Source organism: Pseudomonas sp. BIGb0558, assembly GCF_024807515.1.
GTDB lineage: Bacteria > Pseudomonadota > Gammaproteobacteria > Pseudomonadales > Pseudomonadaceae > Aquipseudomonas > Aquipseudomonas yamanorum_A.
Genome location: NZ_JANUEW010000019.1, coordinates 55,960 through 82,360 on the forward strand (window position 1 = coordinate 55,960; position 26,401 = coordinate 82,360).

The 26,401-nt window shown below is 60.1% G+C and carries 23 protein-coding genes; 2 read left to right on the forward strand and 21 right to left on the reverse strand.

The window, feature by feature from the left end; genetic code table 11:
* Nucleotides 1–18: 18 nt before the first annotated feature.
* The 7 genes from M2400_RS21245 to M2400_RS21275 all read right to left on the reverse strand — a co-directional run bounded on the left by M2400_RS21245 (nt 19) and on the right by M2400_RS21275 (nt 6,029).
* Nucleotides 19–855, reverse strand: a complete 837-nt coding sequence (locus M2400_RS21245; protein ID WP_177076736.1) for a peptidoglycan DD-metalloendopeptidase family protein — start codon at nt 853–855, stop codon at nt 19–21.
* A 210-nt stretch (nt 856–1,065) separates the two neighbouring features.
* Nucleotides 1,066–1,701, reverse strand: coding sequence for a protein-L-isoaspartate(D-aspartate) O-methyltransferase (locus tag M2400_RS21250; RefSeq protein ID WP_010176736.1), 636 nt, complete (start codon nt 1,699–1,701; stop codon nt 1,066–1,068).
* A 41-nt stretch (nt 1,702–1,742) separates the two neighbouring features.
* On the reverse strand, nt 1,743–2,492 hold the full coding sequence (gene surE / locus M2400_RS21255; protein WP_177042052.1) for a 5'/3'-nucleotidase SurE: 750 nt from the start codon (nt 2,490–2,492) through the stop codon (nt 1,743–1,745).
* Complete coding sequence (truD, locus tag M2400_RS21260) at nt 2,480–3,538, reverse strand: tRNA pseudouridine(13) synthase TruD (protein ID WP_177042050.1); 1,059 nt, start codon at nt 3,536–3,538, stop codon at nt 2,480–2,482. The genes surE and truD overlap by 13 nt, the downstream gene beginning before the upstream one ends.
* Nucleotides 3,535–4,008: a 2-C-methyl-D-erythritol 2,4-cyclodiphosphate synthase gene (gene ispF / locus M2400_RS21265; protein ID WP_010176739.1), complete on the reverse strand. Its 474-nt coding sequence runs from the start codon at nt 4,006–4,008 to the stop codon at nt 3,535–3,537. Before ispF ends, truD begins: the two co-directional genes overlap by 4 nt.
* Nucleotides 4,009–4,062: 54 nt before the next feature.
* A complete protein-coding gene (gene fghA / locus M2400_RS21270) occupies nt 4,063–4,908 on the reverse strand; it encodes an S-formylglutathione hydrolase (protein WP_177042047.1) in 846 nt (281 codons plus the stop codon).
* An 8-nt stretch (nt 4,909–4,916) separates the two neighbouring features.
* Complete coding sequence (locus tag M2400_RS21275; RefSeq protein WP_010176741.1) at nt 4,917–6,029, reverse strand: S-(hydroxymethyl)glutathione dehydrogenase/class III alcohol dehydrogenase; 1,113 nt, start codon at nt 6,027–6,029, stop codon at nt 4,917–4,919.
* Between the two features lie 108 nt (nt 6,030–6,137).
* Between M2400_RS21275 and M2400_RS21280 the strand changes: the two genes are divergently transcribed.
* Nucleotides 6,138–7,037 (forward strand): LysR substrate-binding domain-containing protein, encoded by a 900-nt coding sequence (locus tag M2400_RS21280; RefSeq protein ID WP_177042045.1) that lies wholly within the window; start codon nt 6,138–6,140, stop codon nt 7,035–7,037.
* Between the two features lie 66 nt (nt 7,038–7,103).
* The gene (locus M2400_RS21285) at nt 7,104–10,151 is read left to right on the forward strand and encodes a membrane-targeted effector domain-containing toxin (RefSeq protein ID WP_259199295.1); all 3,048 of its coding nucleotides are present in this window, start codon (nt 7,104–7,106) and stop codon (nt 10,149–10,151) included.
* A 1-nt stretch (nt 10,152) separates the two neighbouring features.
* Here the strand turns inward: M2400_RS21285 and ispD are convergent, their stop codons facing one another.
* The 14 genes from ispD to M2400_RS21355 all read right to left on the reverse strand — a co-directional run bounded on the left by ispD (nt 10,153) and on the right by M2400_RS21355 (nt 26,366).
* Nucleotides 10,153–10,863 (reverse strand): 2-C-methyl-D-erythritol 4-phosphate cytidylyltransferase, encoded by a 711-nt coding sequence (gene ispD, locus M2400_RS21290; protein WP_259199298.1) that lies wholly within the window; start codon nt 10,861–10,863, stop codon nt 10,153–10,155.
* Nucleotides 10,860–11,138 (reverse strand): cell division protein FtsB, encoded by a 279-nt coding sequence (gene ftsB / locus M2400_RS21295; RefSeq protein WP_003219292.1) that lies wholly within the window; start codon nt 11,136–11,138, stop codon nt 10,860–10,862. Before ftsB ends, ispD begins: the two co-directional genes overlap by 4 nt.
* A 171-nt stretch (nt 11,139–11,309) precedes the next feature.
* Complete coding sequence (gene eno, locus M2400_RS21300) at nt 11,310–12,599, reverse strand: phosphopyruvate hydratase (protein ID WP_177042039.1); 1,290 nt, start codon at nt 12,597–12,599, stop codon at nt 11,310–11,312.
* Nucleotides 12,600–12,756: 157 nt separating this feature from the next.
* Nucleotides 12,757–13,602: a 3-deoxy-8-phosphooctulonate synthase gene (gene kdsA / locus M2400_RS21305; protein ID WP_177042037.1), complete on the reverse strand. Its 846-nt coding sequence runs from the start codon at nt 13,600–13,602 to the stop codon at nt 12,757–12,759.
* Between the two features lie 5 nt (nt 13,603–13,607).
* Nucleotides 13,608–15,239, reverse strand: a complete 1,632-nt coding sequence (locus M2400_RS21310) for a CTP synthase (protein WP_076015820.1) — start codon at nt 15,237–15,239, stop codon at nt 13,608–13,610.
* A gap of 273 nt (nt 15,240–15,512) precedes the next feature.
* Nucleotides 15,513–16,832: a tRNA lysidine(34) synthetase TilS gene (gene tilS, locus M2400_RS21315; RefSeq protein ID WP_259198716.1), complete on the reverse strand. Its 1,320-nt coding sequence runs from the start codon at nt 16,830–16,832 to the stop codon at nt 15,513–15,515.
* A gap of 190 nt (nt 16,833–17,022) precedes the next feature.
* On the reverse strand, nt 17,023–17,970 hold the full coding sequence (locus M2400_RS21320; RefSeq protein ID WP_177042033.1) for an acetyl-CoA carboxylase carboxyltransferase subunit alpha: 948 nt from the start codon (nt 17,968–17,970) through the stop codon (nt 17,023–17,025).
* A gap of 140 nt (nt 17,971–18,110) precedes the next feature.
* The gene (gene dnaE, locus M2400_RS21325) at nt 18,111–21,632 is read right to left on the reverse strand and encodes a DNA polymerase III subunit alpha (RefSeq protein ID WP_177042031.1); all 3,522 of its coding nucleotides are present in this window, start codon (nt 21,630–21,632) and stop codon (nt 18,111–18,113) included.
* A 76-nt stretch (nt 21,633–21,708) separates the two neighbouring features.
* A complete protein-coding gene (gene rnhB / locus M2400_RS21330; RefSeq protein ID WP_177042029.1) occupies nt 21,709–22,341 on the reverse strand; it encodes a ribonuclease HII in 633 nt (210 codons plus the stop codon).
* Nucleotides 22,338–23,477, reverse strand: coding sequence for a lipid-A-disaccharide synthase (gene lpxB, locus M2400_RS21335; RefSeq protein WP_177042027.1), 1,140 nt, complete (start codon nt 23,475–23,477; stop codon nt 22,338–22,340). Before lpxB ends, rnhB begins: the two co-directional genes overlap by 4 nt.
* Before the next feature lie 2 nt (nt 23,478–23,479).
* A complete protein-coding gene (lpxA, locus tag M2400_RS21340; RefSeq protein WP_177042025.1) occupies nt 23,480–24,256 on the reverse strand; it encodes an acyl-ACP--UDP-N-acetylglucosamine O-acyltransferase in 777 nt (258 codons plus the stop codon).
* The gene (gene fabZ, locus M2400_RS21345) at nt 24,253–24,693 is read right to left on the reverse strand and encodes a 3-hydroxyacyl-ACP dehydratase FabZ (RefSeq protein WP_003219309.1); all 441 of its coding nucleotides are present in this window, start codon (nt 24,691–24,693) and stop codon (nt 24,253–24,255) included. Before fabZ ends, lpxA begins: the two co-directional genes overlap by 4 nt.
* A gap of 110 nt (nt 24,694–24,803) precedes the next feature.
* Nucleotides 24,804–25,859, reverse strand: a complete 1,056-nt coding sequence (gene lpxD, locus M2400_RS21350; RefSeq protein WP_177076725.1) for a UDP-3-O-(3-hydroxymyristoyl)glucosamine N-acyltransferase — start codon at nt 25,857–25,859, stop codon at nt 24,804–24,806.
* 3 nt (nt 25,860–25,862) lie between these two features.
* Complete coding sequence (locus M2400_RS21355; protein ID WP_003219314.1) at nt 25,863–26,366, reverse strand: OmpH family outer membrane protein; 504 nt, start codon at nt 26,364–26,366, stop codon at nt 25,863–25,865.
* Nucleotides 26,367–26,401 lie beyond the last annotated feature (35 nt).

Here is a 26,401-nt window from a genome sequence, read left to right on the forward strand (position 1 = left end):
AACAGGCTGTGCAACACATCAACGACGGGGAAGGAATTGCAGCGGATCAACAGGCTTCCCTTGGCGGCGAATCTCAAAGTGCAGTTTCACCCGGTCTGTACCAGTTGACCCCATTTCGGCAATTGTCTGTCCGACTTTGACCTGCTGCCCCTCCCGAACCAACAGCCTGCGGTTATGACCGTAGGCACTGACGTAGGTATCGCTGTGTTTGATGATGACCAGCTCGCCGTAGCCCCGTAAACCACTCCCGGCGTACACCACTGTCCCATCAGACGCAGCTAAAACAGGCTGTCCCAAATCCCCGGCGATATCAATGCCTTTATTCAAACTACCGTTTGAAGAGAATTTTCCAATAAGGATGCCATTTGAGGGCCATCCCCAACCGGTAGGAGCAGGCCCGGCAGGCGGCATCGGCGCGGGTGCCGGTTTGCTCGCAACCCCAGGCGCGGCGGTGCCTGCAGGCCGGGTGATGATTGTAGTTTTGCTTGAAGAAGACGGCGACGAGGCCGTATTTGTGACGACAGCAGTCGGTGCTGAACCGGTTCGCCCATCGAAACGGATGGTCTGGCCCGGATGTATCGTATAGGGCACAGGAATATTGTTACGAGCCGCGAGCGCCTTGTAATCCCACCCATAACGGAAGGCAATCGAGAACATCGTATCGCCCTTGCGCACCACATATTGCCCGGTGGTAACGGTAGGTTTTTGCGGGACCGCATTATTGCGGTCGACCACTCGGGCACCACCGGATGGCGTGCTTGAGCAAGCCGCCAGCAAGGAACTCAAGACAAGGCCAATCACCAGTCGCTGAAAGCTTGTTTGACTCATACGCTGTGCAATGACCGTGAGACTCACCCGCCGCTCCCTTTGTGGTGGCTGACTATGAACGCCTGTATCAGGCTTGAAATATGACGCAAGTATAACTGCCCGTTGGACTTTTACTGGAAACACGATTCTAAAGAAAATTTCATCATGCCAAGTCCCGGCGGCTGACTATGTTGACTCCATAGACCCCGCTGTAAGACACATAGCCGGCAATAGAATTCAGTACGCAGGAATAATTGATCAGGCCAGCGGACCGTTAAGCAACGGAACAAAACGCACCGCACCGAGCACATGCCGGGAAAAGCCTTCTTCCTCACGAATGATCAACATTAATTGTTGCACTTCGCCGGAGCCCACCGGAATCACCAGGCGCCCGCCGGGAGCCAATTGGTCGAGTAAAGCCTGGGGCACGTCGGTCGCCACGGCGGTGACGATGATGCCGTTGTACGGCGCCAGCGCCGGCCAGCCTTCCCAGCCATCGCCCCAGCGGAACACCACGTTGCGCAGGTTCAGCTCCACCAGGCGCTCCTTGGCCCGGTCCTGCAGAACCTTGATGCGCTCCACGGAAAACACCCGCTCTACCAGTTGTGACAACACGGCCGTCTGGTAGCCGGAACCGGTGCCGATTTCCAGCACCTTGTCCAGCGGGCCGGCCGCCAGCAGCAACTCACTCATCCGCGCCACCATATAAGGCTGGGAGATGGTCTGGTTGTGGCCAATTGGCAGCGCCGTGTCTTCATAAGCGCGGTGCGCCAGGGCTTCATCGACAAACAGGTGCCGTGGGGTACGCCGGATCACCTCCAGCACCTGGGCGTTGGACAGCCCCTCTTCATACAGGCGCTGGATCAAACGCTCGCGGGTGCGCTGGGAGGTCATCCCGATGCCCCGGCGCAGCAGGTCGTCTTGTTCACGAGCCATCAGCGCAGCCCCTCCAGCCAGCCATCGAGGCTACTGAAGGCATCACTGAAGGTGCGATCGAGTTGCAACGGGGTAATCGAGACATAGCCTTGCATCACCGCATGAAAGTCCGTGCCCTCGCCACCGTCCTCGGCATCGCCGGCAGCGGCGATCCAATAACCTTCACGGCCACGCGGATCGACCACCTTCAACGGCGCTGCCGCACGGGCGCGATGGCCCAGGCGGGTCAACTGGATGCCGCGAATGTGGTCCAGGGGCAGGTTGGGGATATTGACGTTGAGCACCGTACGCGGCGGCAACACCAGGGTGTCATGGGCTTCCACCAGCTTGCGGGCGAAATACGCCGCGGTTGCCAGGTTGTCCAATTGACGGGAAGCAAACGAAAAGGCGAACGAAGTCCGACCGAGGAAGCGCCCCTCAAGGGCTGCTGCCACAGTGCCGGAGTACAACACGTCATCTCCCAGGTTGGCCCCCAGGTTGATCCCGGAAACCACCAGGTCAGGCTCACGCTCCAGCAGGCTGTTGATCGCCAGGTGCACGCAATCCGTCGGCGTGCCGTTCACGCTGATAAAGCCGTTGGGCAACGTCTGTACGTGCAACGGACGGTCGAGCGTCAGCGAGCTGCTGGCGCCGCTTTTGTCCTGGTCGGGGGCAACCACCACACACTCGGCGTAATCCGCCAGCGCAGCATGAAGCGCGGCAAGGCCGGGTGCAGTGACCCCGTCGTCGTTAGATATCAGAATACGCATGGGCTGTCCGTCTGCCCCACCGGCACCAGATCTACAAGCTCGCGCACCAATACGGTAGCGAAGCATCCAGCCGGCAGGACGAATTCCAATTGCAGAATGTCAGACTCGGGATAATGCCACGTCAACCCGCCAATGGGCAGTCGAAGAATGCGACGTTCCTGGCTCATGCCGGCATTCACCAACCAATCCCGCAGGTCGGCTTCACCGTCGGCAATCGCCTGTTCCAGCGCGAAGGTCGCCCCCGACGCCGGCGAATCACCTTCGCCCCATTGCGGGCCGGTGGGATGCAGGTCGAGGATGGCCAGGCGCGGGTCGCTGCATTCAGTCTCCCCGGCCGGGAAAAAGCTGCGGCTGTCGGTAAACGCCAGCAGATCGCCGACCTGGGCGCGCTGCCAGGAACCGTCGGCCACTCGCGCCGCCAGCACTTTATTGAACAGGAAGCTGCGCGCCGTCGAGAGCAGCCGCGAACGCACGTTGCGCTGCTCCGGCAAGGCCTTGCGCGCCGCCCAGTCGCGGGCATCGACGACGTTGCCGCCGTTATGGCCGAAACGCTGGGCGCCGAAATAGTTGGGAATGCCCTGCTTGGCGATCAGTTGCAGGCGCGCGTCGATGGCCGCGGCATCACCGGCAAACTGGGTCAGGCGCAAGGTAAAGCCGTTGGCCGAATGGGCGCCGCGCTGCAGCTTGCGCTTGTGGCGGCCGGTCTTGAGGATCTTCAGGGTGTCGTTTTCCGCCCCACTCAGGTCCGGATCAGCCTTGCCCGGCAATTGCACGCTGAACCACTGGCGGGTCAGCGCCTGGCGGTCCTTGAGCCCGGCGTAGCTGACGGTGCGCAACGGCACGCCCGCCGCCTTGGCAATCCGCCGCGCCGCTTCCTCGGTATTCAGGCCGCGCTTTTCCACCCATAACCACAGGTGTTCACCCTCGCCGCTCAGCGGGATGTCCAGCACTTCATCCACCTGGAAGTCTTCGGCGGTGGCCTTCAGGACGGCGCTGCCCAAGGCGTCGCCATAGGCACGCGGGCCCAGCAGTTGCAGATCATTCATGCGCGCAGCAACAAGGCAACGGAATGCACCGCAATGCCCTCTTCGCGACCGGTAAACCCGAGCTTTTCGGTGGTGGTGGCTTTTACGTTCACTTGATCCAACTCAACTTGAAGATCCGCGGCAATCAGCGCGCGCATCGATTCGATATGCGGGGCCATTTTCGGCGCCTGGGCAACGATGGTGTTGTCGACGTTGCCGACCTTCCAGCCCTTGGCGTGGATCAAGCCAACCACATGACGCAGCAGCACGCGGCTGTCCGCGCCCTTGAAAGTGGGGTCGGTGTCCGGAAAGTGTTTGCCGATGTCGCCCAACGCAGCGGCGCCGAGCAAGGCATCGCTCAAGGCATGCAGCACAACGTCGCCGTCGGAATGAGCCAGCAACCCATGGTGGTGCGCGATCCGCACGCCGCCCAGGGTGATGAAATCGCCTTCGGCGAAACGGTGCACATCATAGCCGTGGCCAATACGCATAAAAAAACGCCCCGATTTAATTCAGGGCGTGATTCTACCTACTTTTGCCTCACATTAACCGAGCAAAGCGCGTGCGTGATGGCGTAAATGGTCTTCGATAAAGCTGGCGATAAAGAAGTAGCTGTGGTCATAGCCCGGTTGCAGGCGCAGCTCCAGCGGATGGTTGGCCGCCTTGGCCGCTTGCTGCAAGGCTTGCGGCTTGAGCTGCACCGCGAGGAAATCGTCGCGATCGCCCTGGTCCACCAGCAGCGGCAGCTTTTCCGAGGCTTCGCTGATCAACACGCAGGCATCCCATTCGCGCCACTTCGAGCGCTCTTCGCCGAGGTAGCGGGAGAACGCCTTCTGGCCCCACGGGCAATCCATCGGGTTGTTGATCGGCGAGAAGGCCGACACCGACTGATAACGCCCCGGGTTGCGCAAGGCACACACCAGCGCGCCGTGACCGCCCATGGAGTGGCCGCTGATCCCGCGCTTGGCCGAAGCCGGGAAATGCGCTTCGACCAATGCCGGCAATTCCTGCACCACGTAGTCATGCATCCGATAGTGCTGGGCCCAGGGTTCCTGGGTGGCATTCAGGTAAAAGCCGGCGCCGAGGCCGAAGTCCCAGGCGTTGTCCGGGTCACCCGGCACCCCGGGCCCGCGCGGGCTGGTGTCCGGCGCCACGATGATCAACCCCAATTCGGCCGCCATGCGCTGGGCGCCGGCCTTCTGCATGAAGTTCTCATCGGTGCAGGTCAGCCCCGACAGCCAGTACAGCACCGGCAATTTGCCGCCCTGCTCCGCTTGCGGCGGCAGGTACACGGCGAAGGTCATGTCGCAGCCCAGCACATCGGAATGGTGCTTGTAGCGTTTGTGCCAGCCGCCGAAGCTTTTCTGGCATGACAGGTTTTCCAGACTCATGGCCGACCTCAGAAGTGAATGACGGTACGGATGCTCTTGCCTTCATGCATCAGGTCAAACGCCTTGTTGATATCTTCCAGGCCCATGGTGTGGGTGATGAAGGTATCCAACGGGATTTCGCCGGTCTGGGCCATTTCCACGTAGCTTGGCAATTCGCTGCGACCGCGCACACCACCAAACGCCGAACCGCGCCAGACGCGACCGGTCACCAGCTGGAACGGACGGGTAGCGATTTCCTGGCCGGCACCGGCCACGCCGATGATCACCGACTCGCCCCAACCCTTGTGGCAGCACTCCAGGGCCGCACGCATCAGTTGGACATTGCCGATGCATTCGAAGGAAAAGTCGACGCCGCCGTCGGTCAGATCAACGATCACGTCCTGGATCGGGCGGTCGTAGTCTTTCGGGTTGATGCAGTCGGTGGCGCCCAGTTGCTTGGCGATTTCAAACTTGGCCGGGTTGATGTCGATGGCGATGATGCGGCCGGCCTTGGCTTTTACCGCGCCGATCACCGCCGACAGGCCGATACCGCCCAGGCCGAAGATGGCCACGGTGTCGCCCGGCTTGACCTTGGCGGTGTTGATCACCGCACCGATGCCGGTGGTGACGCCACAGCCCAGCAGGCAGACTTTTTCCAGCGGCGCTTCTTTGGGGATCTTGGCTACGGAGATTTCCGGCAGCACGGTGTATTCGGAGAAGGTCGAGGTGCCCATGTAGTGGAAAATCGGCTGGCCCTTGTAGGAAAAGCGCGAAGTACCGTCGGGCATCAGGCCTTTGCCCTGGGTGGCGCGAATCGCCTGGCAGAGGTTGGTCTTGCCCGACAGGCAGAATTTGCATTTGCCGCATTCCGGGGTGTACAGCGGGATCACATGGTCGCCCACCGCCACCGAGGTCACGCCTTCACCGATGGCTTCCACCACCGCACCACCTTCATGGCCGAGGATCGACGGGAAGATGCCTTCCGGGTCGGCGCCCGACAGGGTGTAGGCGTCGGTATGGCAGACACCGGAGGCCACCACCCGCAGCAACACTTCGCCAGCCTTGGGCATGGCCACATCCACTTCAACGATCTCAAGGGGCTTCTTGGCTTCGAAGGCTACGGCCGCGCGGGACTTGATCATCCGGTTTCTCCATGGATTAAAAACGTAAGACCGACAGTGTAAAACATGGCTGGTTGATTAATAATCCAGACCAAAGCAAAACATTATTGCCGTACAGGGATAATCCTCATGCTGGAAAACCGCTGGGAAGGCATCGACGAATTCGTCGCCGTGGCTGAATGCTGCCAATTCACGGCGGCAGCGGAGCGTCTCGGGGTTTCGTCCTCCCATATCAGCCGCCAGGTGGCACGGCTGGAAGAGCGACTGCAAACGCGACTGCTGTATCGCAGTACCCGTCGGGTGACGCTGACGGAGGCCGGCCAGACGTTTTTGCAGCACTGCCAGCGCCTGCAGGATGGCCGCGAGGAGGCCCTGCGCGCCGTGGGCGACCTGGCCAGCGAGCCCAAAGGCATGCTGCGCATGACCTGCGCAGTGGCGTATGGCGAACGGTTTATCGTGCCGCTGGTAACGCGCTTCATGGGGCTGTATCCGCAACTGCGGGTGGACGTGGAACTGAGTAACCGCCAGCTGGACCTGGTGCATGAAGGCCTGGACCTGGCCATCCGTCTGGGGCGGCTTTCCGACTCACGCATGGTGGCCAGCCGCCTGGCGCCACGGCGCATGTACCTGTGCGCATCGCCCTCCTACCTTGAACGGTATGGTCGCCCACACAGCCTGTCGGAATTGAGCCGGCATAACTGCCTGATCGGCAGCTCCGACATCTGGCAACTGGAACAGGACGGGCGGGAATTTTCCCAACGCGTACAGGGCAATTGGCGCTGCAACAGTGGGCAAGCGGTGCTCGATGCCGCGTTACAAGGTGTGGGGTTGTGTCAGTTGCCCGACTACTACGTGCTGGAGCATCTGAACAGCGGCGCCCTGGTGTCGTTGCTTGAGGCTCACCAGCCGCCGAATACCGCCGTGTGGGCGCTGTATCCGCAACAGCGTCATCTGTCGCCAAAAGTGCGAAAGCTAGTGGATTTCCTTAAGGACGGGCTCGCTAAAAACCCGGTGTACACCCCCAGATAAGTAACACCCGACCAGTACCCGCTTGCCTGCAAATACCCGCAGTTTCCACTGCCACAAGGCAAGCAGATGAGCACTAACACCCCGCAGATCCAACGCACCAACCACTTTATTCACAAAGTACTGGCCGACTTCCCGGTTCCCGGCGAAATTGCCGCCAACCTGATTCGCGAACGGGCCCAGCCGTTCTGCAGCGAAGAACTGGACCCGGACAACACCCTGCTGACCACAATCGAATACAACACCGACAACCCCGACGCGCCATTCACCGGCGCGATTGTGCAGTCAATGACGTTGACCGAGGCGCTGATCACCAATGCGCCAGTGGCCCCCGGCGGGCTGGTCAACATCACCGAGTACTCCATGACCGCGCCGTATTTCAACATCGTTCCCGAGTTGCCGCGCCTGATGGATAACCGGATCCCGGCGGTATTCAACGACGAGTTCATCACCAGCGGCTGGATCCCCCCGCAACGTTATGAAGCCATTTACCTGCGCAGCCTGCCGCAGGTGTATGGCCCGGATACACAGCTGGACATCTCGCCTCAAACCTTTCGCGTCGCCGTGCAATCGAGCAATTTTGAAGAGGCTTACAACAATGCCATCCTGGCTTTCTGGGACAAGCATCAGGAAAACTATAAAACCCTGATGCGCATCGCCTTTATCGAGGCCTACCTGATTCAGTTCGAAGAGTTCAGCCTTACCGTTGAAGAGCGCCAACTGGCAGCACGGGCGGCCGGCGTAGCGGTCGAGAAAGACTTCAGCAACCTGACCCTCGAGGACATGCAGGCGCCCTACGTCCCGGACGCCGGCATCTCCCTGCGGCTGCTGCGCATTCACAACAGCGAAGCCACCGACATCCTCACCATCACCGACAACCAGAGCCAAATCACCCTGCTCTACATTCCGGGCAACTCGTCGCCCTTCCACGGCTATACCCATCCGGCCTCCATGCGTGCAAAGGTGGTGAGCGTGGCCAAAAACGCCACTCAGCGAAAAGCCCTGACCAACCATTTCGACCCCGACACCGTCGACTCCGGCCTGATCTACAACGGTGTCGAGGAAGCGTTGATCGGCATGAGCGCTTTTCCCGGCCCGGCCCCGGCGTCCGGGCTGTTCAACAAACTGCTGCCGGACGCCTATTGGGATCCCGCGCAATACATCAACAACCCCACGTACCCGCCACTCAGCGGCGACCCGTTCGACTACGTGACTCGCCAGGTGAAAGCACGCATCAGCAAGCTGATGGCGAACACCATCGTGTCCCCCCTCGACACCCGCAAGGCCAACACCCTCGACAGCCTGGAAAAAGGCTGCCTGCTGGCACTCCCCCTGGCACTGGCAATGCGCTCGGCACTGTTGGCGGAATTCTGCTTTCTGACACAAGGCCTCACCGAGATGGCGATTGGCGCCGACGACGTGCTCAGAGACAAACCAAAAGGCACGGAACGCATCATCTTCGGCGCCCTGAATGCGATGCCGGTGACGATTCATGGCCTCACGACCCAGGCAGCCAGCCTCAACAGCCTGCGCAGGCAACTGGGCAAGGCGTCCAGAGAGAGCAACGGCAACATCAGGGTCAGTATCACCACCACCGGCTCAACACCTGCAACAGATGAAGGATGGGCACCGGCCAAACTGCCTCCGCCGGCGCCCACAGGCCTGCAGACGGTAAAGATCAATGGCGACCCGTTCTTGACCTACAGCACTCCCAATGAGGGCGGTTTTTTCGAACTGTTCATGACCGATCCTGTGCTCCCCGGAAAAATCCATGCGACCGGGCTCTACGCCATACAAAGTGCCGACCGGCGATGGCGGCGCGCGGGATTGAGCGGAGGCGGTGCGTTTCGCAATGGCTGGCAACGCATCTACCGGTTTTTTGGCGGCCCCGACCATTCCACCTTTTTCAACACCTATGAAATGCCAGCACCGTTGCGCGATGCCGTGGCGAACATGATGAGCGACAACAATTCGTTCTCCGCAGACTTCGAACCCCTTGGAAGCCAGCAACAAGCGCTACGGGATACCCGCAGCCTGTTCTTTGAAAAGAGAGGTAAATTGGCCCAGGACTCTACCGAGTTTTTTAATAACCGAATGCTCTCCCCTCTCCGGCCGGTACTGCCGACGTTCAGCCTCGACGAAGCCCAGACCAGCATCATCCACAAACTGTTCGGTGCCAGCGATGGCCTGGTGGTGGGCGAAACCCACGGCGCGGTGTCGAGCAAGGCGTTTCTGATCGATAACATGCAGGAGCTGGCGCGAGTCGGGGTAAAGCGGATCTATTTCGAGCATTTGCTGACGGACATTCATACGCCGTTGCTCAAGCTGTTCTACCGCTCCAGGTCGGCGCGCATGCCCGATGAGCTGAAAAATTACCTGAAGGGCATCTACCCACCTTTGCGCGATAGCTATTACACGTTTCAAAATATCGTAATCAAAGCCAGGGAGGCCGGCATCAAGGTACAACCCATCGATTGCACCGTCAGTTACATGATCCGGGACATGCCTGATGCCAGTGGCACACTTCGCCAGCAGATGATGAATTTCTACGCAACCGAAGTGATTCAATGGATCCAGACCACCAAGCGCCATCCGGGAAAGTGGATCGCATTCGTGGGTGACAGCCATACCAACAATTATCGGGGAGTCCCGGGGCTGGCAGAGTTGACGGGCAGCATCGGTCTGCGGATAGAGGATGCCCGTCCCGGGCAACAATTGGGGATTGAGGCCGACCCCGGGCAGACCTCCAGCATGGGAATCGGCCGGGGCGACGCGACGGTCAAGGCGAATTTTGTATTGCGGGTTGATACCGCGTCATTGCGCAGGCCAGCCCAAGAAACGCCAGGGCCGTCACACAGCCTAGTGCTGAGAGACCCTGAGAAACAACTGACAAAACCGGGGCAGTTCCTGCTCACGGCGGCCACGCCCACAACGTCGGCGCAGATTCTCTACCGGTCCCGACGGGGCAACATCCAGACCATCACGGTCAATCAAACAGGCACGCGTTTTTTCATCAGTGCGGCGGGCTGGTCAATCGATCAGAAATATTTCGACAGCCAGCAGGCGCTGGTTGATGCACTGAAAGCCCGGCCCGGTGTGGAGCAGGTATCCGGCTGAATCATCTGGGCTGGCTGGCTCGGCGCTGGCGCAGCCATTCAAGGTCCTCGGGGCGAGTGACCTTGATATTGTCGGAACGGCCTTCGATCAGGCGCGGCGCGTGGCCGGCCCATTCCATGGCAGAGGCTTCGTCGGTGATGACCACGTCCGACACCAGGCTGTCGGCCAGGGCCCGATGCAGGGCGCCCAGGCGAAACATCTGCGGTGTGTAGGCCTGCCAGATTTCGCTGCGATCAACGGTTTCCAGCACCCGGCCATGCTTGTCGGCGCGCTTGAGGGTATCCCGCGCCGGCACCGCCAGCAGACCGCCGACGGGATCGTTGGCGAGCTCAAACAGCAGTTTGTCGAGGTCGTCGCGGCTGAGGTTGGGCCGGGCCGCATCGTGCACCAGCACCCAGTCATCATCGCCGGCGCCCTGGCCATGCAGGTACAGCAAGGCGTTAAGTACAGACCCCGAGCGCTCTTCACCGCCGTCCACACGCACGATACGCGGGTCGGTGGCGCAGGCCAGGGTTGGCCAGTAAGGGTCGTCGACAGCAACACTGACCACCAGCCCCTTGAGGTCAGGGTGGTCGAGGAAACAGCCAAGGCTGTGTTCAAGAATAGTCCGGCCGCCCAGTTGCAGGTACTGCTTGGGACGGTCCGCGGCCATACGGGCACCAACGCCCGCGGCAGGAATCACGGCCCAGAAGGCCGGTGACGAAATACTCATTGGGCCAACTGGTAGAGGGTCTCGCCCTCCTTGACCATGCCCAACTCGTGACGAGCCCGTTCTTCAACGGTCTCCATGCCTTTCTTCAGTTCAAGTACTTCGGCATCGAGCACGCGATTGCGCTCCAGCAGCACCTCGTTTTCGGCGTGCTGTGCGGCAATTTGCTGGGTCAGTTCGGTGACCTGCGCCAAGCTGCCATTCCCCACCCAAAGGCGGTACTGCAGGCCAGCCAGCAGCAAGAGCAAGACGAGGAACAACCAATTGGGACTGCGCATCGAATATCGGGTATCCAGTGAAAAAAGACAGCCATGCAAAACTTTTGCAGCAACTGATAGCACGAAGCCTGGAAAAACCAGGCTTGTGCTTGTTAGTCATGAGATTAGCGTCGAAATTCACGCTATTGTGATTTTTCCGACGTAATCCGCTGACCTTTTACCATTTAACAATCAGCCGCGAAACTCGCTGCGACCGTTGTATTTGGCTTTGCCGCCCAGTTGCTCTTCGATACGCAGCAATTGGTTGTACTTGGAAACGCGATCGGAACGGCACAGGGAACCGGTCTTGATCTGCCCGGCCGAAGTGCCCACGGCCAGGTCGGCAATGGTCGAATCTTCGGTTTCGCCGGAGCGGTGGGAGATCACGGCGGTGTAGCCCGCTGCCTTGGCCATCTGGATAGCTTCCAGGGTTTCGGTCAGGGTGCCGATCTGGTTGAACTTGATCAGGATCGAGTTGGCGATCTTTTTGTCGATGCCTTCTTTCAGTATCTTGGTGTTGGTCACGAACAGGTCGTCGCCCACCAGTTGGATTTTCTCGCCGATCTTGTCGGTGAGGATTTTCCAGCCAGCCCAGTCGGACTCGTCCAGGCCATCTTCAACGGAGATGATCGGGTAGCGTTCAGTCAGGCCCTTCAGGTAGTCGGCAAAACCTTCGGAGGTGAACACGTGGCCTTCACCGGACAGGTTGTACTTGCCGTCTTCGTAGAATTCGCTGGCCGCGCAGTCCAGGGCCAGGGTCACGTCGGTGCCCAGCTTGTAGCCAGCGTTGGCCACGGCTTCGGAGATCACTTTCAGTGCATCTTCGTTGGACGCCAGGTTCGGTGCGAAACCACCTTCGTCACCCACCGCAGTGCTCAGGCCACGGGCCTTCAGCACAGCCTTGAGGTGGTGGAAAATCTCGGTGCCCATGCGCAGGCCTTCGGAGAAGGTCTTGGCGCCAACCGGCTGCACCATGAATTCCTGGATGTCGACGTTGTTATCGGCGTGCTCGCCACCGTTGATGATGTTCATCATCGGCACCGGCATCGAATAGACACCCGGAGTGCCGTTCAGGTTGGCGATGTGGGCGTACAGCGGCAGGTCCTGGTCCTGTGCAGCGGCCTTGGCAGCGGCCAGGGACACGGCGAGGATGGCGTTGGCGCCCAGGCTGCCTTTGTTTTCGGTACCGTCGAGCTTGATCATCGCGTGATCGAGGGCTTTCTGGTCAAGCGGGTCCTTGCCCAGCAGCAGGTCACGGATCGGGCCATTGATGTTGGCGACTGCCTTGAGTACACCCTTGCCCAGGTAACGGCTCTTGTCGCCATCACGCAGTTCCAGCGCTTCGCGGGAACCTGTGGAAGCACCGGACGGCGCGCAGGCGCTGCCGATGATGCCGTTATCGAGAAGCACGTCGGCTTCGACGGTAGGGTTGCCACGGGAGTCGAGAACTTCACGACCTTTGATGTCGACGATTTTTGCCATTGTTGTAAACACTCCAAAGTTGACGAAAACGCTCTATACCGCTCGATTTAACTTGTCGCGCACATTGCTGCTTTGTAGGAGCCGGCTTGCCGGCGATGGCGTTTTTGAGGATGCCATCGCCGGCAAGCCGGCTCCTACAGAATTAGGTTCGCCGATATTACGCGGTTTCGACGACTGGAAAACTCTTGACCAGGTCGTCCAACTGCTTCAACTGGGCCAGGAATGGCTCAAGCTTGTCCAGGCGCAGGGCGCATGGGCCGTCGCACTTGGCGTTGTCCGGGTCCGGATGGGCTTCCAGGAACAGGCCCGCCAGGGACTGGCTGATGCCGGCCTTGGCCAGGTCCAGTACCTGGGCACGGCGCCCGCCAGCGGAATCGGCACGACCACCGGGCATTTGCAGCGCGTGGGTCACGTCGAAGAACACCGGGTATTCGAACTGTTTCATGATGCCGAAACCGAGCATGTCCACCACGAGGTTGTTGTAGCCGAAGCTCGAACCACGCTCGCAGAGGATCAACTGGTCGTTACCCGCTTCCACGCACTTGTTCAGGATGTGTTTCATTTCCTGGGGCGCGAGGAACTGGGCCTTCTTGATATTGATCACAGCGCCGGTCTTGGCCATGGCGACCACGAGGTCGGTCTGGCGCGACAGGAAGGCCGGCAGCTGGATGATGTCGCACACCTCGGCGACCACGGCAGCCTGTTCCGGCTCGTGGACGTCGGTGATGATCGGCACGCCGAAGGCTTGCTTGATGTCCTGGAAGATCCGCATGCCTTCTTCAAGGCCCGGGCCGCGGTAGGAGGTCACGGACGAACGGTTGGCCTTGTCGAAGCTGGCCTTGAACACGTAAGGGATACCGAGTTTCTCGGTCACCTTCACGTACTCTTCGCAGACCTGCATCGCCATGTCGCGGCTTTCCAGCACGTTCATGCCGCCGAACAGCACCATGGGCTTGTCGTTGGCAATCTCGATGTCGCCTACGCGAATGATCTTCTGGGCCATCAGGTTTACGCCTTCTTCTGATGTTGCGTCAGTGCTGCTTTGACGAAGCCGCTGAACAACGGGTGACCGTCGCGCGGGGTCGATGTGAACTCCGGGTGGAACTGGCACGCCACGAACCATGGATGATCCGGTGCTTCAACCACTTCAACCAGCGCGCCATCACCGGAACGACCGGAGATTTTCAGGCCGGCTTCCATGATTTTCGGCAGCAGGTTGTTGTTCACTTCATAGCGGTGACGGTGACGCTCGACGATCACGTCCTTGCCGTAGCAATCGTGAACCAGCGAGCCCGGCTCCAGCAGGCAATCCTGCGCGCCGAGGCGCATGGTGCCGCCCAGGTCGGAGGTTTCGGTACGGGTTTCGACCGCGCCGGTGGCATCTTCCCACTCGGTGATCAGGCCCACGACCGGGTGACCGCTGGTGCGATCGAACTCGGTGGAGTTGGCGTCTTTCCAGCCCATCACGTTACGGGCGAACTCGATGACCGCCACTTGCATGCCCAGGCAGATGCCCAGGTACGGCACCTTGTTCTCACGAGCGTACTGGACGGCAGTGATCTTGCCTTCCACGCCACGCAGGCCGAAGCCGCCCGGAACCAGGATGGCGTCAACGCCTTCCAGCAGCGCAGTGCCCTGGTTCTCGATGTCTTCGGAGTCGATGTAGCGCAGGTTGACCTTGGTACGGTTGCTGATGCCCGCGTGGCTCATCGCTTCGATCAGCGACTTGTAGGCGTCCAGCAGTTCCATGTACTTGCCGACCATGGCGATGGTGACTTCATGCTCAGGGTTGAGCTTGGCGTCGACCACGGCTTCCCACTCGGACAGATCGGCGCCGCCACACTGCAGGCCGAAACGCTCGACAACAAAATCATCCAGGCCCTGGGAATGCAGGATGCCCGGGATCTTGTAGATGGTGTCGGCGTCTTCCAGGGCGATCACCGCACGTTCTTCAACGTTGGTGAACTGGGCGATCTTGCGACGGGACGCGATGTCGATCGCGTGGTCGGAGCGGCATACCAGCACGTCCGGCTGCAGGCCGATGGAACGCAGTTCCTTGACCGAGTGCTGGGTAGGCTTGGTTTTGGTTTCGCCGGCGGTGGCGATGTACGGCACCAGTGTCAGGTGCATCAGCATCGCGCGCTTGGCGCCGACTTCGAAACGCAACTGGCGGATGGCTTCGAGGAACGGCTGGGATTCGATGTCACCCACGGTGCCACCGATCTCGACCATTGCCACGTCGGCATCGCCTGCACCCTTGATGATGCGGCGCTTGATTTCGTCGGTGATGTGCGGGATCACCTGGATGGTTGCACCCAGGTAGTCACCACGGCGCTCCTTGCGCAGCACGTGCTCGTAGACACGGCCGGTGGTGAAGTTGTTGTTCTGGGTCATGGTCGTGCGGATGAACCGCTCGTAGTGGCCCAGGTCCAGGTCGGTCTCGGCGCCGTCGTGGGTGACGAACACTTCACCGTGCTGGAACGGGCTCATGGTGCCCGGGTCAACGTTGATGTACGGGTCCAGCTTGAGCATGGTGACCTTAAGTCCCCGCGCCTCCAGGATGGCCGCCAATGAAGCGGAGGCAATGCCTTTCCCCAATGAAGAAACAACACCGCCCGTGACGAATATGTAGCGCGTCATGAAAAACCCTAGAAGTCTGCGTTAAAGCGGTCCGAGCCGCCGGGGAAAGCGAAGGAAGGCCGAAGCCCCCGATCACCTGCATTAATCACAGTGCACCTTTCAAAAAAACCGCCGCGTTGTGACAGACCAGCAATGAAACACCGGTACGTTGATCGCTACACATTTTTTGGAATCGCCCAGCAAAGACTGCTTGGTAATCGGCAACTCCTGCGATTCAGGCGAATCCACAGAAGTTGTATCAAGAAGGGAGCGTAGTCTACCGGAAAGGCTCTATCAGCTCAAACCTTGATCGCAGGTTGGTGGTATCCAATGTAATTGCCAGCCGGTACCGCCACCTGTCGCAAGCCCCGGCAGGTTGGCCACAACCAGCAATTGTTGGCCCTGATACAGCAGCGGCAATCTGCCACGGATGAAGCCTGGTATCGCACTTTCGTTAAGCAACCGCTTCAGGTCACGCCGGCCCCGGCCTGGCAATTCCAAGATTTCGCCGCCCTGGCGATAACGGATGCTCAAGGGGCCCTCAGGTGCGCTGCCACTGAAATGCAGTTGGCCGTTACCGGGTAACTGTAGTGGGTTTTGCGGGTGCGACCAGTTCACCGCCGCGTCAGAAAATTCCGACCAACTGGCGGGTAACCACCAGATCTGCCCGGCACAGCGGTGCAATTCACCGTCGGCCAGGCGCCACAGGGGCTGTGCGTCTTCCCTGGCGTCGCGCAAGGTCGACCAACCGGCCCAGTGTTCGCTGTCGGGCAAGCGTGTCAGCGGTGTCAGCCAGTGCATGAGTGCGTTGCGCTGGCGGGCCTCGGAGAGCGCGGCAAGCGGCTCAAGGGCCAGCGAGGGCAACGCCAGCCAGGGAAACGCCGAGGGTCGGCTCGCGGCAAGCAGGTCTATTTGTGCGAGTTCGTCGAGCAGGCCCTGGGCTTCGCTCAAGTGTTCGGCGCTGCGGGCCATGGTGCTGACGGCCTGAGGCCAACGCTTGGCAAGCTGCGGGAAAACATGGTGGCGCAGGTAATTGCGCGAGAAACGCGGATCGGCGTTGGACGGGTCTTCGATCCAGGTTAAGTCCTGCTCGCGGGCGTAGGCTTCCAGATCGGCGCGGGATACCGCCAGCAAGGGGCGAACCAGATATCCGCCCGCCAACGGACGTTGCGCGGGCATTGCCGCCAGCCCACGTACACCAGCCCCACGTAACAAGCGAAACAGCAAGGTTTCGGCCTGATCGTCGCGGTGCTGGCCGGTGATCAGCAACTCCCCTGCCCCGGTGACCTCGGCAAACGCCTGATACCGCGCCTCACGGGCGGCACGCTCCAGGCTTGCGCCTTGTTGCACCTGCACACGGATCACCCGCAGGGGCACGCCCAGGGCGTCACACACGGCCTGGCAATGAGCCGGCCACGCGTCAGCCGCAGCTTGCAGCCCATGATGAACATGCAGCGCACTGAGTGGCGGAAGTTTGTCAGTTTTGGCCAGAGTGGCCAGAAGGTGCAGCAGGACGGTGGAGTCGAGACCGCCGGAGAAGGCGATATGCCAGGCCGGGGCGTTGCGCCAGGGGGCAAGGGTTTGCAGAAGTTTGGCGGTTAAGGTGGGCTTCATAGCAAAGGACGCCATCAATCTGGAATGCGACAACCCAGCATACACAAAGCAAATGTGGGAGCTGGCTTGTGTGGGAGCCGGGCTTGCCCGCGATGCAAACAACTCGGTTTATCTATTGCACCGAGTTGATGCCATCGCAGGCAAGCCAGCTCCCACACAAGCCAGCTCCCACATTTAATACGGCGTCGACTTAGAGACCGTAGCTCATCAGTCGCTCGTAACGACGGGCCAGCAGCGCCTCGTTGTCGAACTTCTTGAGCATCGCCAGTTGCGAGCCGAGTTCGGCACGAATGGTCGCGGCCGCGGCAGCCGGGTCACGGTGGGCGCCGCCCAATGGCTCGGCGATCACTTTGTCCACAATACCCAGGCCTTTCAGGCGATCAGCGGTGATGCCCATGGCTTCGGCAGCGTCCGGCGCTTTCTCGGCGGTTTTCCACAGGATCGAGGCGCAACCTTCCGGCGAGATCACCGCATAGGTCGAATATTGCAGCATGTTCAACTGGTCGCAGACGCCAATGGCCAGTGCGCCGCCGGAACCGCCTTCACCGATCACGGTCGCGATGATCGGCGTCTTCAGACGCGCCATCACTCGCAGGTTCCAGGCAATCGCTTCGCTCTGGTTGCGCTCTTCAGCGTCAATACCTGGGTAGGCGCCCGGGGTGTCGATGAAGGTCAGGATCGGCATCTTGAAGCGCTCGGCCATTTCCATCAGGCGGCAAGCCTTGCGGTAGCCTTCGGGGCGCGGCATGCCGAAGTTGCGGCGAACCTTCTCGCGCACTTCACGGCCTTTCTGGTGACCGATCACCATCACGGGCTGGTCGTCCAGGCGGGCGATACCGCCCACGATGGCCGCGTCGTCGGAGAAATGACGGTCGCCGTGCAGCTCATCGAACTCGGTGAAAATGTGCTCGATGTAGTCCAGGGTGTACGGACGGCGCGGGTGGCGGGCCAGGCGCGCGATCTGCCAACTGGTCAGCTTGCCGAAGATGTCTTCGGTGAGCGTGCTGCTCTTGTCTTGCAGGCGAGCGATTTCATCGCCGATATTCAGCGAATTGTCATTGCCGACCAGGCGCAGTTCTTCGATCTTGGCTTGCAGGTCAGCGATCGGCTGTTCGAAATCAAGAAAATTCGGGTTCATAAGCGTCCGTCTTGGGTCGACGGCCAGGGAGTGCCTGGCCAGCCGGTTGTCTATTCGCGCCCTACCTTAAGGGAGAGGCGTGTTTAGGTCGAGATTAAATATTGGGTCGAGATCAGGCGTTCTTGGTACCGCCTGACCCATCAACGGTATTGGAGGAAGACGTTGTCACGCCCGAACTGGTCACGCAATGCTTGAATCAAGCCATCAGCGGGATCAATTCGCCACGTCTCACCAAACTGCAACATCGCCTTGGCATCGTCGCGGGTGTACTCCATGGTCACCGGGCAGGCGCCACGGTGGCGTTTAAGCAAGTCGCCCAACCAGCGTAGCTGATCGCCTTTGAGCGCATCGGTCTTGACCTTCAAGCGCAGGCTTTCGGCCAGGTTGGTGCGGGCATCTTCCATGCTCATCACGCGTTTGATCCGCAGGCGCAGGCCGCCGGAGAAGTCGTCGTTGCTGACCTCCCCTTCCACCACCACCATGGCGTCGGTCTGCAGCAGCGACTGGGCGGAGTGGAACGCATCGGCGAACAACGAAGCTTCGATCCGGCCCGAGCGGTCGTCAAGGGTGATGAACCCCATCTTGTCGCCCTTTTTGTTCTTCATCACCCGCAGGGCGATGATCATACCCGCGACGGTCTGGGTATCCCGCGCCGGCTTCAGGTCAATGATGCGCTGACGGGCGAACCGCCGGATTTCACCTTCATACTCGTCAATCGGGTGACCGGTGAGGTACAGGCCCAGGGTGTCTTTCTCACCCTTGAGGCGTTCCTTGAGGGTCAGGTCCTTGGCCTTGCGATGGTTGGCGTAGACGTCGGCGTCTGCTTCGACGAACAGCCCGCCAAACAGGTCGGCGTGGCCACTGTCGTGGGTGCGGGCAGTCTGCTCGGCAGCCTTGATCGCTTCTTCCATGGCAGTCAGCAATACCGCGCGGTTGCGGTCGATGTTGGCCTGGTATGCCTTCGGCTCATCATGGAAGTACGGGCCCAGGCGATCCAGGGCGCCGCTGCGGATCAAGCCATCCAGGGTACGTTTGTTGATGCGCTTGAGGTCGACCCGGGCGCAGAAGTCGAACAGGTCCTTGAACGGCCCGTCCTGGCGCGCTTCGGTAATCGCCTCCACCGGGCCTTCGCCCACGCCCTTGATCGCGCCGAGGCCATAAATGATGCGGCCTTCGTCGTTCACCGTGAACTTGAACTCGGAGGTGTTCACGTCCGGCGCGTCGAGGCGCAGCTTCATGGTGCGCACTTCCTCGATCAAGGTCACGACCTTGTCGGTGTTGTGCATATCCGCAGACAGTACCGCGGCCATGAACGGCGCCGGGTAGTGAGCCTTCAGCCACGCGGTCTGGTAGGAAACCAGGCCATAGGCGGCGGAGTGGGACTTGTTGAAGCCGTAACCGGCGAATTTCTCCACCAGGTCGAAGATGTTACCGGCAAGGTCAGCGTCGATATTGTTGGTGGCGCAACCTTCAATGAAACCGCCGCGCTGCTTGGCCATTTCCTCGGGCTTTTTCTTACCCATGGCCCGACGCAGCATGTCGGCGCCACCCAGGGTGTAGCCGGCCATCACCTGGGCAATCTGCATCACCTGTTCTTGATACAGGATGATGCCGTAGGTCGGTGCCAGTACGGGCTTGAGGCCTTCGTACTGGTAATCGGAGTGCGGGTAAGCCAGCTCGGCACGCCCGTGCTTACGGTTGATGAAGTCATCCACCATGCCCGATTGCAACGGGCCCGGACGGAACAGGGCCACCAGTGCGATCAAGTCTTCCAGGCAGTCGGGCTTGAGCTTTTTGATCAGCTCTTTCATGCCGCGGGATTCAAGCTGGAACACGGCCGTGGTTTCGGCTTTTTGCAGCAACTGGTACGTCGGCTTGTCGTCCAGCGGGATAAACGCGATATCCAGCGGCGGCTCATCGATCTTGGCGCGCTCGCGGTTGATGGTCTTCAGCGCCCAGTCGATGATCGTCAGGGTACGCAGGCCGAGGAAGTCGAACTTCACCAGGCCGGCCGCCTCCACGTCGTCCTTGTCGAACTGGGTTACCAGGCCGTCGCCTTCTTCATCGCAATAGATCGGCGAAAAGTCCGTCAGCTTGGTAGGAGCGATTACTACACCACCGGCGTGTTTACCGACGTTCCGCACCACGCCTTCAAGTTTGCGCGCCATGTCCCAGATTTCAGCCGCTTCTTCATCGACCTTGATGAAGTCCCGCAGGATTTCTTCTTGCTCGTAGGCTTTTTCCAGGGTCATGCCGACTTCAAACGGGATCATCTTCGACAGGCGGTCAGCCAGGCCGTAGGACTTGCCCTGCACCCGGGCCACGTCGCGGATTACCGCTTTGGCCGCCATGGAACCGAAGGTGATGATCTGGCTTACAGCGTTGCGGCCGTATTTCTCGGCTACGTATTCGATAACCCGGTCGCGACCGTCCATGCAGAAGTCGACGTCGAAGTCGGGCATCGATACCCGTTCCGGGTTAAGGAACCGTTCGAACAGCAGGTCATATTCCAGCGGGTCGAGGTCGGTGATCTTCTGCACATAGGCCACCAGCGACCCGGCACCCGATCCACGGCCTGGGCCCACCGGCACGCCGTTGCTTTTGGCCCACTGGATAAAGTCCATTACGATCAGGAAGTAACCGGGGAACCCCATCTGGATGATGATATCCAGCTCGAAATTCAGCCGATCGACGTAGACCTGGCGCTTGGCTTCATAATCTTCAGTGGTGTCCTTGGGCAGCAGGACGCTCAGGCGCTCCTCCAGACCGTCGAAGGACACCTTGCGGAAATACTCGTCGATGGTCATGCCATCGGGAATCGGGAAGTTGGGCAGGAAGTGTTTGCCCAGCTTCACTTCAATGTTGCAGCGCTTGGCGATTTCGACGGAGTTTTCCAGGGCCTCGGGCAGGTCACTGAACAACTCGGCCATTTCATCGGCGCTTTTGAGGTACTGCTCTTCGCTGTAGTTTTTCGAGCGGCGCGGATCGTCCAGCGCCCGCCCTTCGCCAATACAGACGCGAGTTTCGTGGGCCTCGAAGTCTTCCTTCTTGATAAAGCGCACATCGTTGGTCGCCACCAGCGGCGCGCCGAGCTTTTCAGCCAGGGCCACGGCGGCGTGCAACTGCTCTTCATCATTGGGGCGATTGGTACGCTGGATTTCCAGGTAGAAGCGGTCGGGGAACACGTCCATCCATTCACGGGCGAGCACTTCGGCCTCGTGAGGGTTGCCGCCCAACAACGCGATACCGATTTCACCCTCTTTGGCCGCCGAGAGCATGATCAGCCCTTCGCTGGCTTCGGCCACCCATTCACGCTCGATGATGATCGAGCCGTTGCGCTGGCCGTCGATAAAACCGCGGGAAATCAGTTCGGTGAGGTTGCGATAACCAACGCCGTTCATCGCCAGCAGGCTGATGCGGCTCAGTGGGTTATCCGGGTCTTTGTTGGACAGCCACAGGTCGGCGCCGCAGATCGGCTTGATGCCGGCGCCCATGGCGGCCTTGTAGAACTTGACCAGGGAACACATGTTGTTCTGGTCGGTCACCGCCACGGCGGGCATGTTCATGCCCACCAGGGTCTTGACCAGGGGTTTGATCCGTACCAGGCCGTCGACCAGGGAGTATTCAGTGTGCAGGCGCAGGTGAACGAATGAAGCCGGCATAGTGATCCTGTCTAAAAACGTGGAGACAACAAGGCCCGGATTGTACCGGGCCTTGGCAAAAACATCAGCCTTGCTGCTAAACCTCGATCAGGCTTTCCCGCGCCTCGTAAGCCTGGCGAACCGGGGCGAACGAGCGTCGGTGGATCGGGGTCGGGCCAAGACGAGCCAGAGCTTCCAGATGAACGGGCGTCGGGTAGCCCTTATGTCCACCCATCCCGTAGCCGGGATAGATCAATTCGAACGCTGCCATTTCACGATCACGGCTGACTTTGGCGAGGATCGAGGCGGCGGCAATCGCCGGCACCTTGCTGTCACCCTTGACCACCGCTTCCGCCGGCATGGTCAGCTTGGGGCAGCGGTTGCCGTCGATCATCGCCATTTTTGGCGTGATGTGCAGGCCCTCAATGGCGCGCTGCATGGCCAGCATGGTGGCGTGCAGGATATTCAATTTGTCGATTTCTTCGACTTCAGCCCGGGCGATGTGCCAGCTCAGGGCTTTCTCACAGATCTCGTCAAAGAGCTTTTCGCGACGGGCTTCGGTGAGTTTCTTCGAGTCGTTGAGGCCGAGGATCGGGCGGTTCGGATCGAGAATCACCGCAGCCGTGACGACCGCGCCACACAGCGGGCCACGACCGACTTCGTCAACACCGGCCACCAGATCAAGGGCATCGGCTACCAGGCTGAAATCCAGGCCCATCTGCGTCTTCATAGGGCTTCCTGTTTATGGCCGATCAAGGTCAGCACCGCATCCGCCGCCTGGTTCGACGCATCGCGGCGCAAGGTACGGTGAATCTCGTCGAAACCACGGGTCTGTTCTTCGCCGCCGTCGATCAGCGGGAAAAGGGTTTGTGCCAGGGCTTCAGGCGTCGCATCGTCCTGCAGCAATTCGGGCACCAGCAGGCGCTGGGCCAGCAAATTGGGCAGGGAGATGTAGGGGCTTTTGACCATACGCTTGAGAATCCAGTAGGTCAGCGGCGCCAGGCGATAGGCCACGACCATCGGGCGCTTGTAGAGCAAGGCCTCCAGGGTCGCGGTGCCGGAGGCGATCAACACTGCATCGCACGCCGCCAGGGCCAGGTGCGAGCCGCCGTCGAGCAGGGTCAACGGCAAGTTGCGCCCTACCAACAATTCTTCAATTTGCACACGGCGCTGAGGGCTCGCGCACGGCAATACGAAGCGTACGCCCGGCTTCAAGGCTTGCAGGCGTTCGGCGGCATCAAAAAACAGTGCGCCAAGACGACCGACTTCACCGCCACGGCTACCCGGCATCAAGGCCACCAACGGCCCGTCAGGCAAGCCCAGCTCGGCGCGAGCGGCAGCGCGGTCGGCCTGGAGCGGAATGGTGTCGGCCAGGGTATGGCCGACAAACCGCACCGGTACGCCCTTCTCTTCGTAGAACCGGGCCTCGAACGGCAGCAGGGTCAGCATCAGGTCGCAGCCTTCGCGGATCTTCAGCACGCGCTTTTGCCGCCACGCCCACACGGACGGGCTGACGTAATGCACGGTCTTGATCCCGGCCTGACGCAACTTGAGTTCGATATTGAGGGTGAAGTCCGGAGCGTCGATTCCGATAAAGACGTCGGGCTTTTCTTCGATCAGGGTCTGGATCAGTTTCTTGCGGCGGGCCAGCAGCTCGCGCAAGCGGCCCAGTACCTCCACCAGCCCCATGACCGACAAGCGTTCCATGGGAAAGTAGGACGTCAGGCCTTCAGCCTGCATCAGCGGACCGCCGACACCGATGAATTCAACCGCAGGATGCTGGGCCTTGAGGGCTCGCATCAGGCCTGCACCGAGAATATCGCCGGAAGCTTCTCCGGCCACCAACGCTATACGCAGCTTGGCCATGATCAGCGGGTGATGCCGCGAGTCGACGACTGGATCGAGTCACGGAATGTCGCAACTTCGGGAAACAGCGCGGCCGGCTCCGTCAGTTCGGTCAAGGCCTGGTCCACCGTCAGCCCCTGGCGGTAAACCACTTTGTAGGCACGGCGCAGGGCATGGATCGCGTCTTCGCTGAAGCCACGACGGCGCATGCCTTCGAAGTTCATGCTGCGGGCTTCTGCCGGGTTGCCGAATACCGTGACAAACGCCGGAACGTCCTTGCCAATGGCGGTACCCATGCCTGAAAAGCTGTGGGCGCCGATATGGCAGTACTGATGCACTAGGGTGAATCCGGACAGAATCGCCCAGTCATCAACGTGCACGTGGCCAGCCAACGCAGTGTTGTTGACCAGGATGCAGTGGTTGCCGATCACGCTGTCATGGCCGATGTGCGCATAGGCCATCACCAGGTTGTGATCGCCCAGGGTGGTCTCTGCGCGGTCCTGGACGGTGCCGCGGTGAATGGTCACGCCTTCACGGATGATGTTGTGATCACCGATTACCAGGCGCGTCTCTTCACCCTTGTACTTCATGTCCGGGGTGTCTTCGCCTATCGATGAAAACTGATAGATGCGGTTGTGTTTGCCAATCCGCGTCGGGCCTTTGAGGATCACGTGCGGCCCGATGACTGTCCCCTCGCCGATTTCCACACCTGCGCCGACGATCGACCAAGGGCCGACCTCAACGTCGGCGGCCAACACGGCCGTCGGATCGATGATTGCGCGAGGGTCAATCAAACTCATAGTTTGCGTTCCGCACAGATGATTTCAGCCGAGCACACCGGCTTGCCGTCGACCGAGGCCTGGCATTCGAACTTCCAGATCTGGCGCTTGCAGCTGATGAACTTGGCTTCCAGGATCAACTGATCGCCCGGGGTGACCGGGTTGCGGAAGCGCAGTTTGTCGGAGCCCACGAAATAGTAAAGCGTGCCATCGGCAGGCTTCAGGTCGAGCATTTTGAAACCAAGGATACCGGCAGCCTGGGCCATTGCTTCGATGATCAAGACGCCTGGCATGATGGGATGCGCAGGGAAGTGACCGTTGAAGAACGGTTCGTTGATGCTGACATTCTTGTAGGCACGAATGCGCTTTTCCTCAACATTGAGGTCCGTCACCCGGTCCACCAGCAGGAACGGATAACGGTGAGGCAGGTATTCGCGAATCTCGTTGATGTCCATCATTTCGGGGGGAAGCCTGTAATAAAGATTGGGAGCGTGCGGACTAAGGCACGCCCCTCTAGCAAATCAAGGAGGCAGTCTAGCGGCTGTGCACACTTGATATGGAAATGGTATCAGCCATCTGATGAAGCATTACCGCCAGGGGTCACGTCCCCAACACGCTTTTCCAGATGTTTCAGGCGCCGAGCGATGTCGTCGAGCTGCCTCAGACGCGCCGCGCTCTTGCGCCATTCGGCCGCAGGCTGCATGGCCGTACCGGATGAATAGGCCCCAGGTTCGGTAATCGAATGGGTCACCATGGTCATGCCGGTGATGAATACGTTGTCGCACACTTCGATATGACCTACCAGGCCAACACCGCCGGCGAGCATGCAATGCTTGCCAATCTTGGTGCTACCGGAAATCCCTACGCAGGCTGCCATGGCAGTGTGATCGCCAATCTGTACGTTGTGAGCAATCTGAATCTGGTTATCCAGTTTCACGCCGTTACCTATGACGGTATCGGCCAAGGCGCCGCGGTCAACAGCGGTATTGACGCCAATTTCAACGTCATCGCCGATCAACACGCCGCCCACCTGGGCAATCTTGTTCCATACACCTTTGGAATTGGCGAAGCCGAAGCCCTCGCCACCGATCACGGCACCCGACTGAATCACTACACGTTCGCCAATGCGTACGTCGTGGTACAGGGTCACACGCGGGGCCAGCCAGCCACCGGCACCAATCTCGCTACGGGCACCGATAAAGCTTTGCGCGCCGATCGTCACGTCCGCCCCGATGCGCGCACCACTTTCGATCACCACAAAAGCACCGATGCTCGCGGCAGGATCGACCTGCGCGTCATCGGCGATCACCGCCGTAGGATGGATACCGGCAGCAGCCTTGGGTTTTGGATCGAACAGGTGCGAAACCCGGGCATACGCCAGGTACGGGTCGGCAACAACCAACGCATCCCCGGCAAACCCTTCGGCATCAGCGGCCTTCAGCAACACGGCTGCGGCACGGCTGTCGCCCAGGTATTTACGGTATTGTGGGTTTGCCAGGAAGCTCAACTGAGCTGGGCCAGCCTCCTGCAAGGTGGCTAGCCCAGTGATTTCCTTCTCCGGGGAGCCACGCAAGGTGGCCCCCAGGAACTCGGCCAATTGACCGAGCTTGATAGTCGCAGTCATGGCTTACTTCAGCTGATTCATGCGCTCGATCACCTGACGGGTGATGTCGTACTGAGGTTTAACGTCGATGACGGCACCGCGTTCGAATACCAGGTCAAAGGCACCTTTCTTGATGACTTCTTCCACAGCGCTGTCGAGTTTCGGCTTGAGCTGCTTGAGCATTTCACGGTCAGCAACAGCTTTGGCTTCGTTCAGCTCCTTGGACTGGAACTGGTAGTCACGGGCCTTTTGCTTGAATTCAAGCTCCAGACGCTCGCGCTCACCTTGCTGCATCTTGTCACCACCGGCAACCAGACGGTCCTGGATACCCTTGGCGCTGCTTTCCAGAGTCTTCAGCTTGGTCAGTTGCGGACCGAATTTCTTCTCGGCATCCACGGCGTATTTCTTGGCCGCATCGGATTCCAGCAAAGCCATCTGATAGTTCAGAACAGCAATCTTCATTTCGGCAAAGGCCGGGGTCGCTACCAGGACAGTCGCCAGGAGAACCAATTGAGTCAACTTACGCACGATGCACTCCTACAGAATCCGTTGTCGTTATCTTG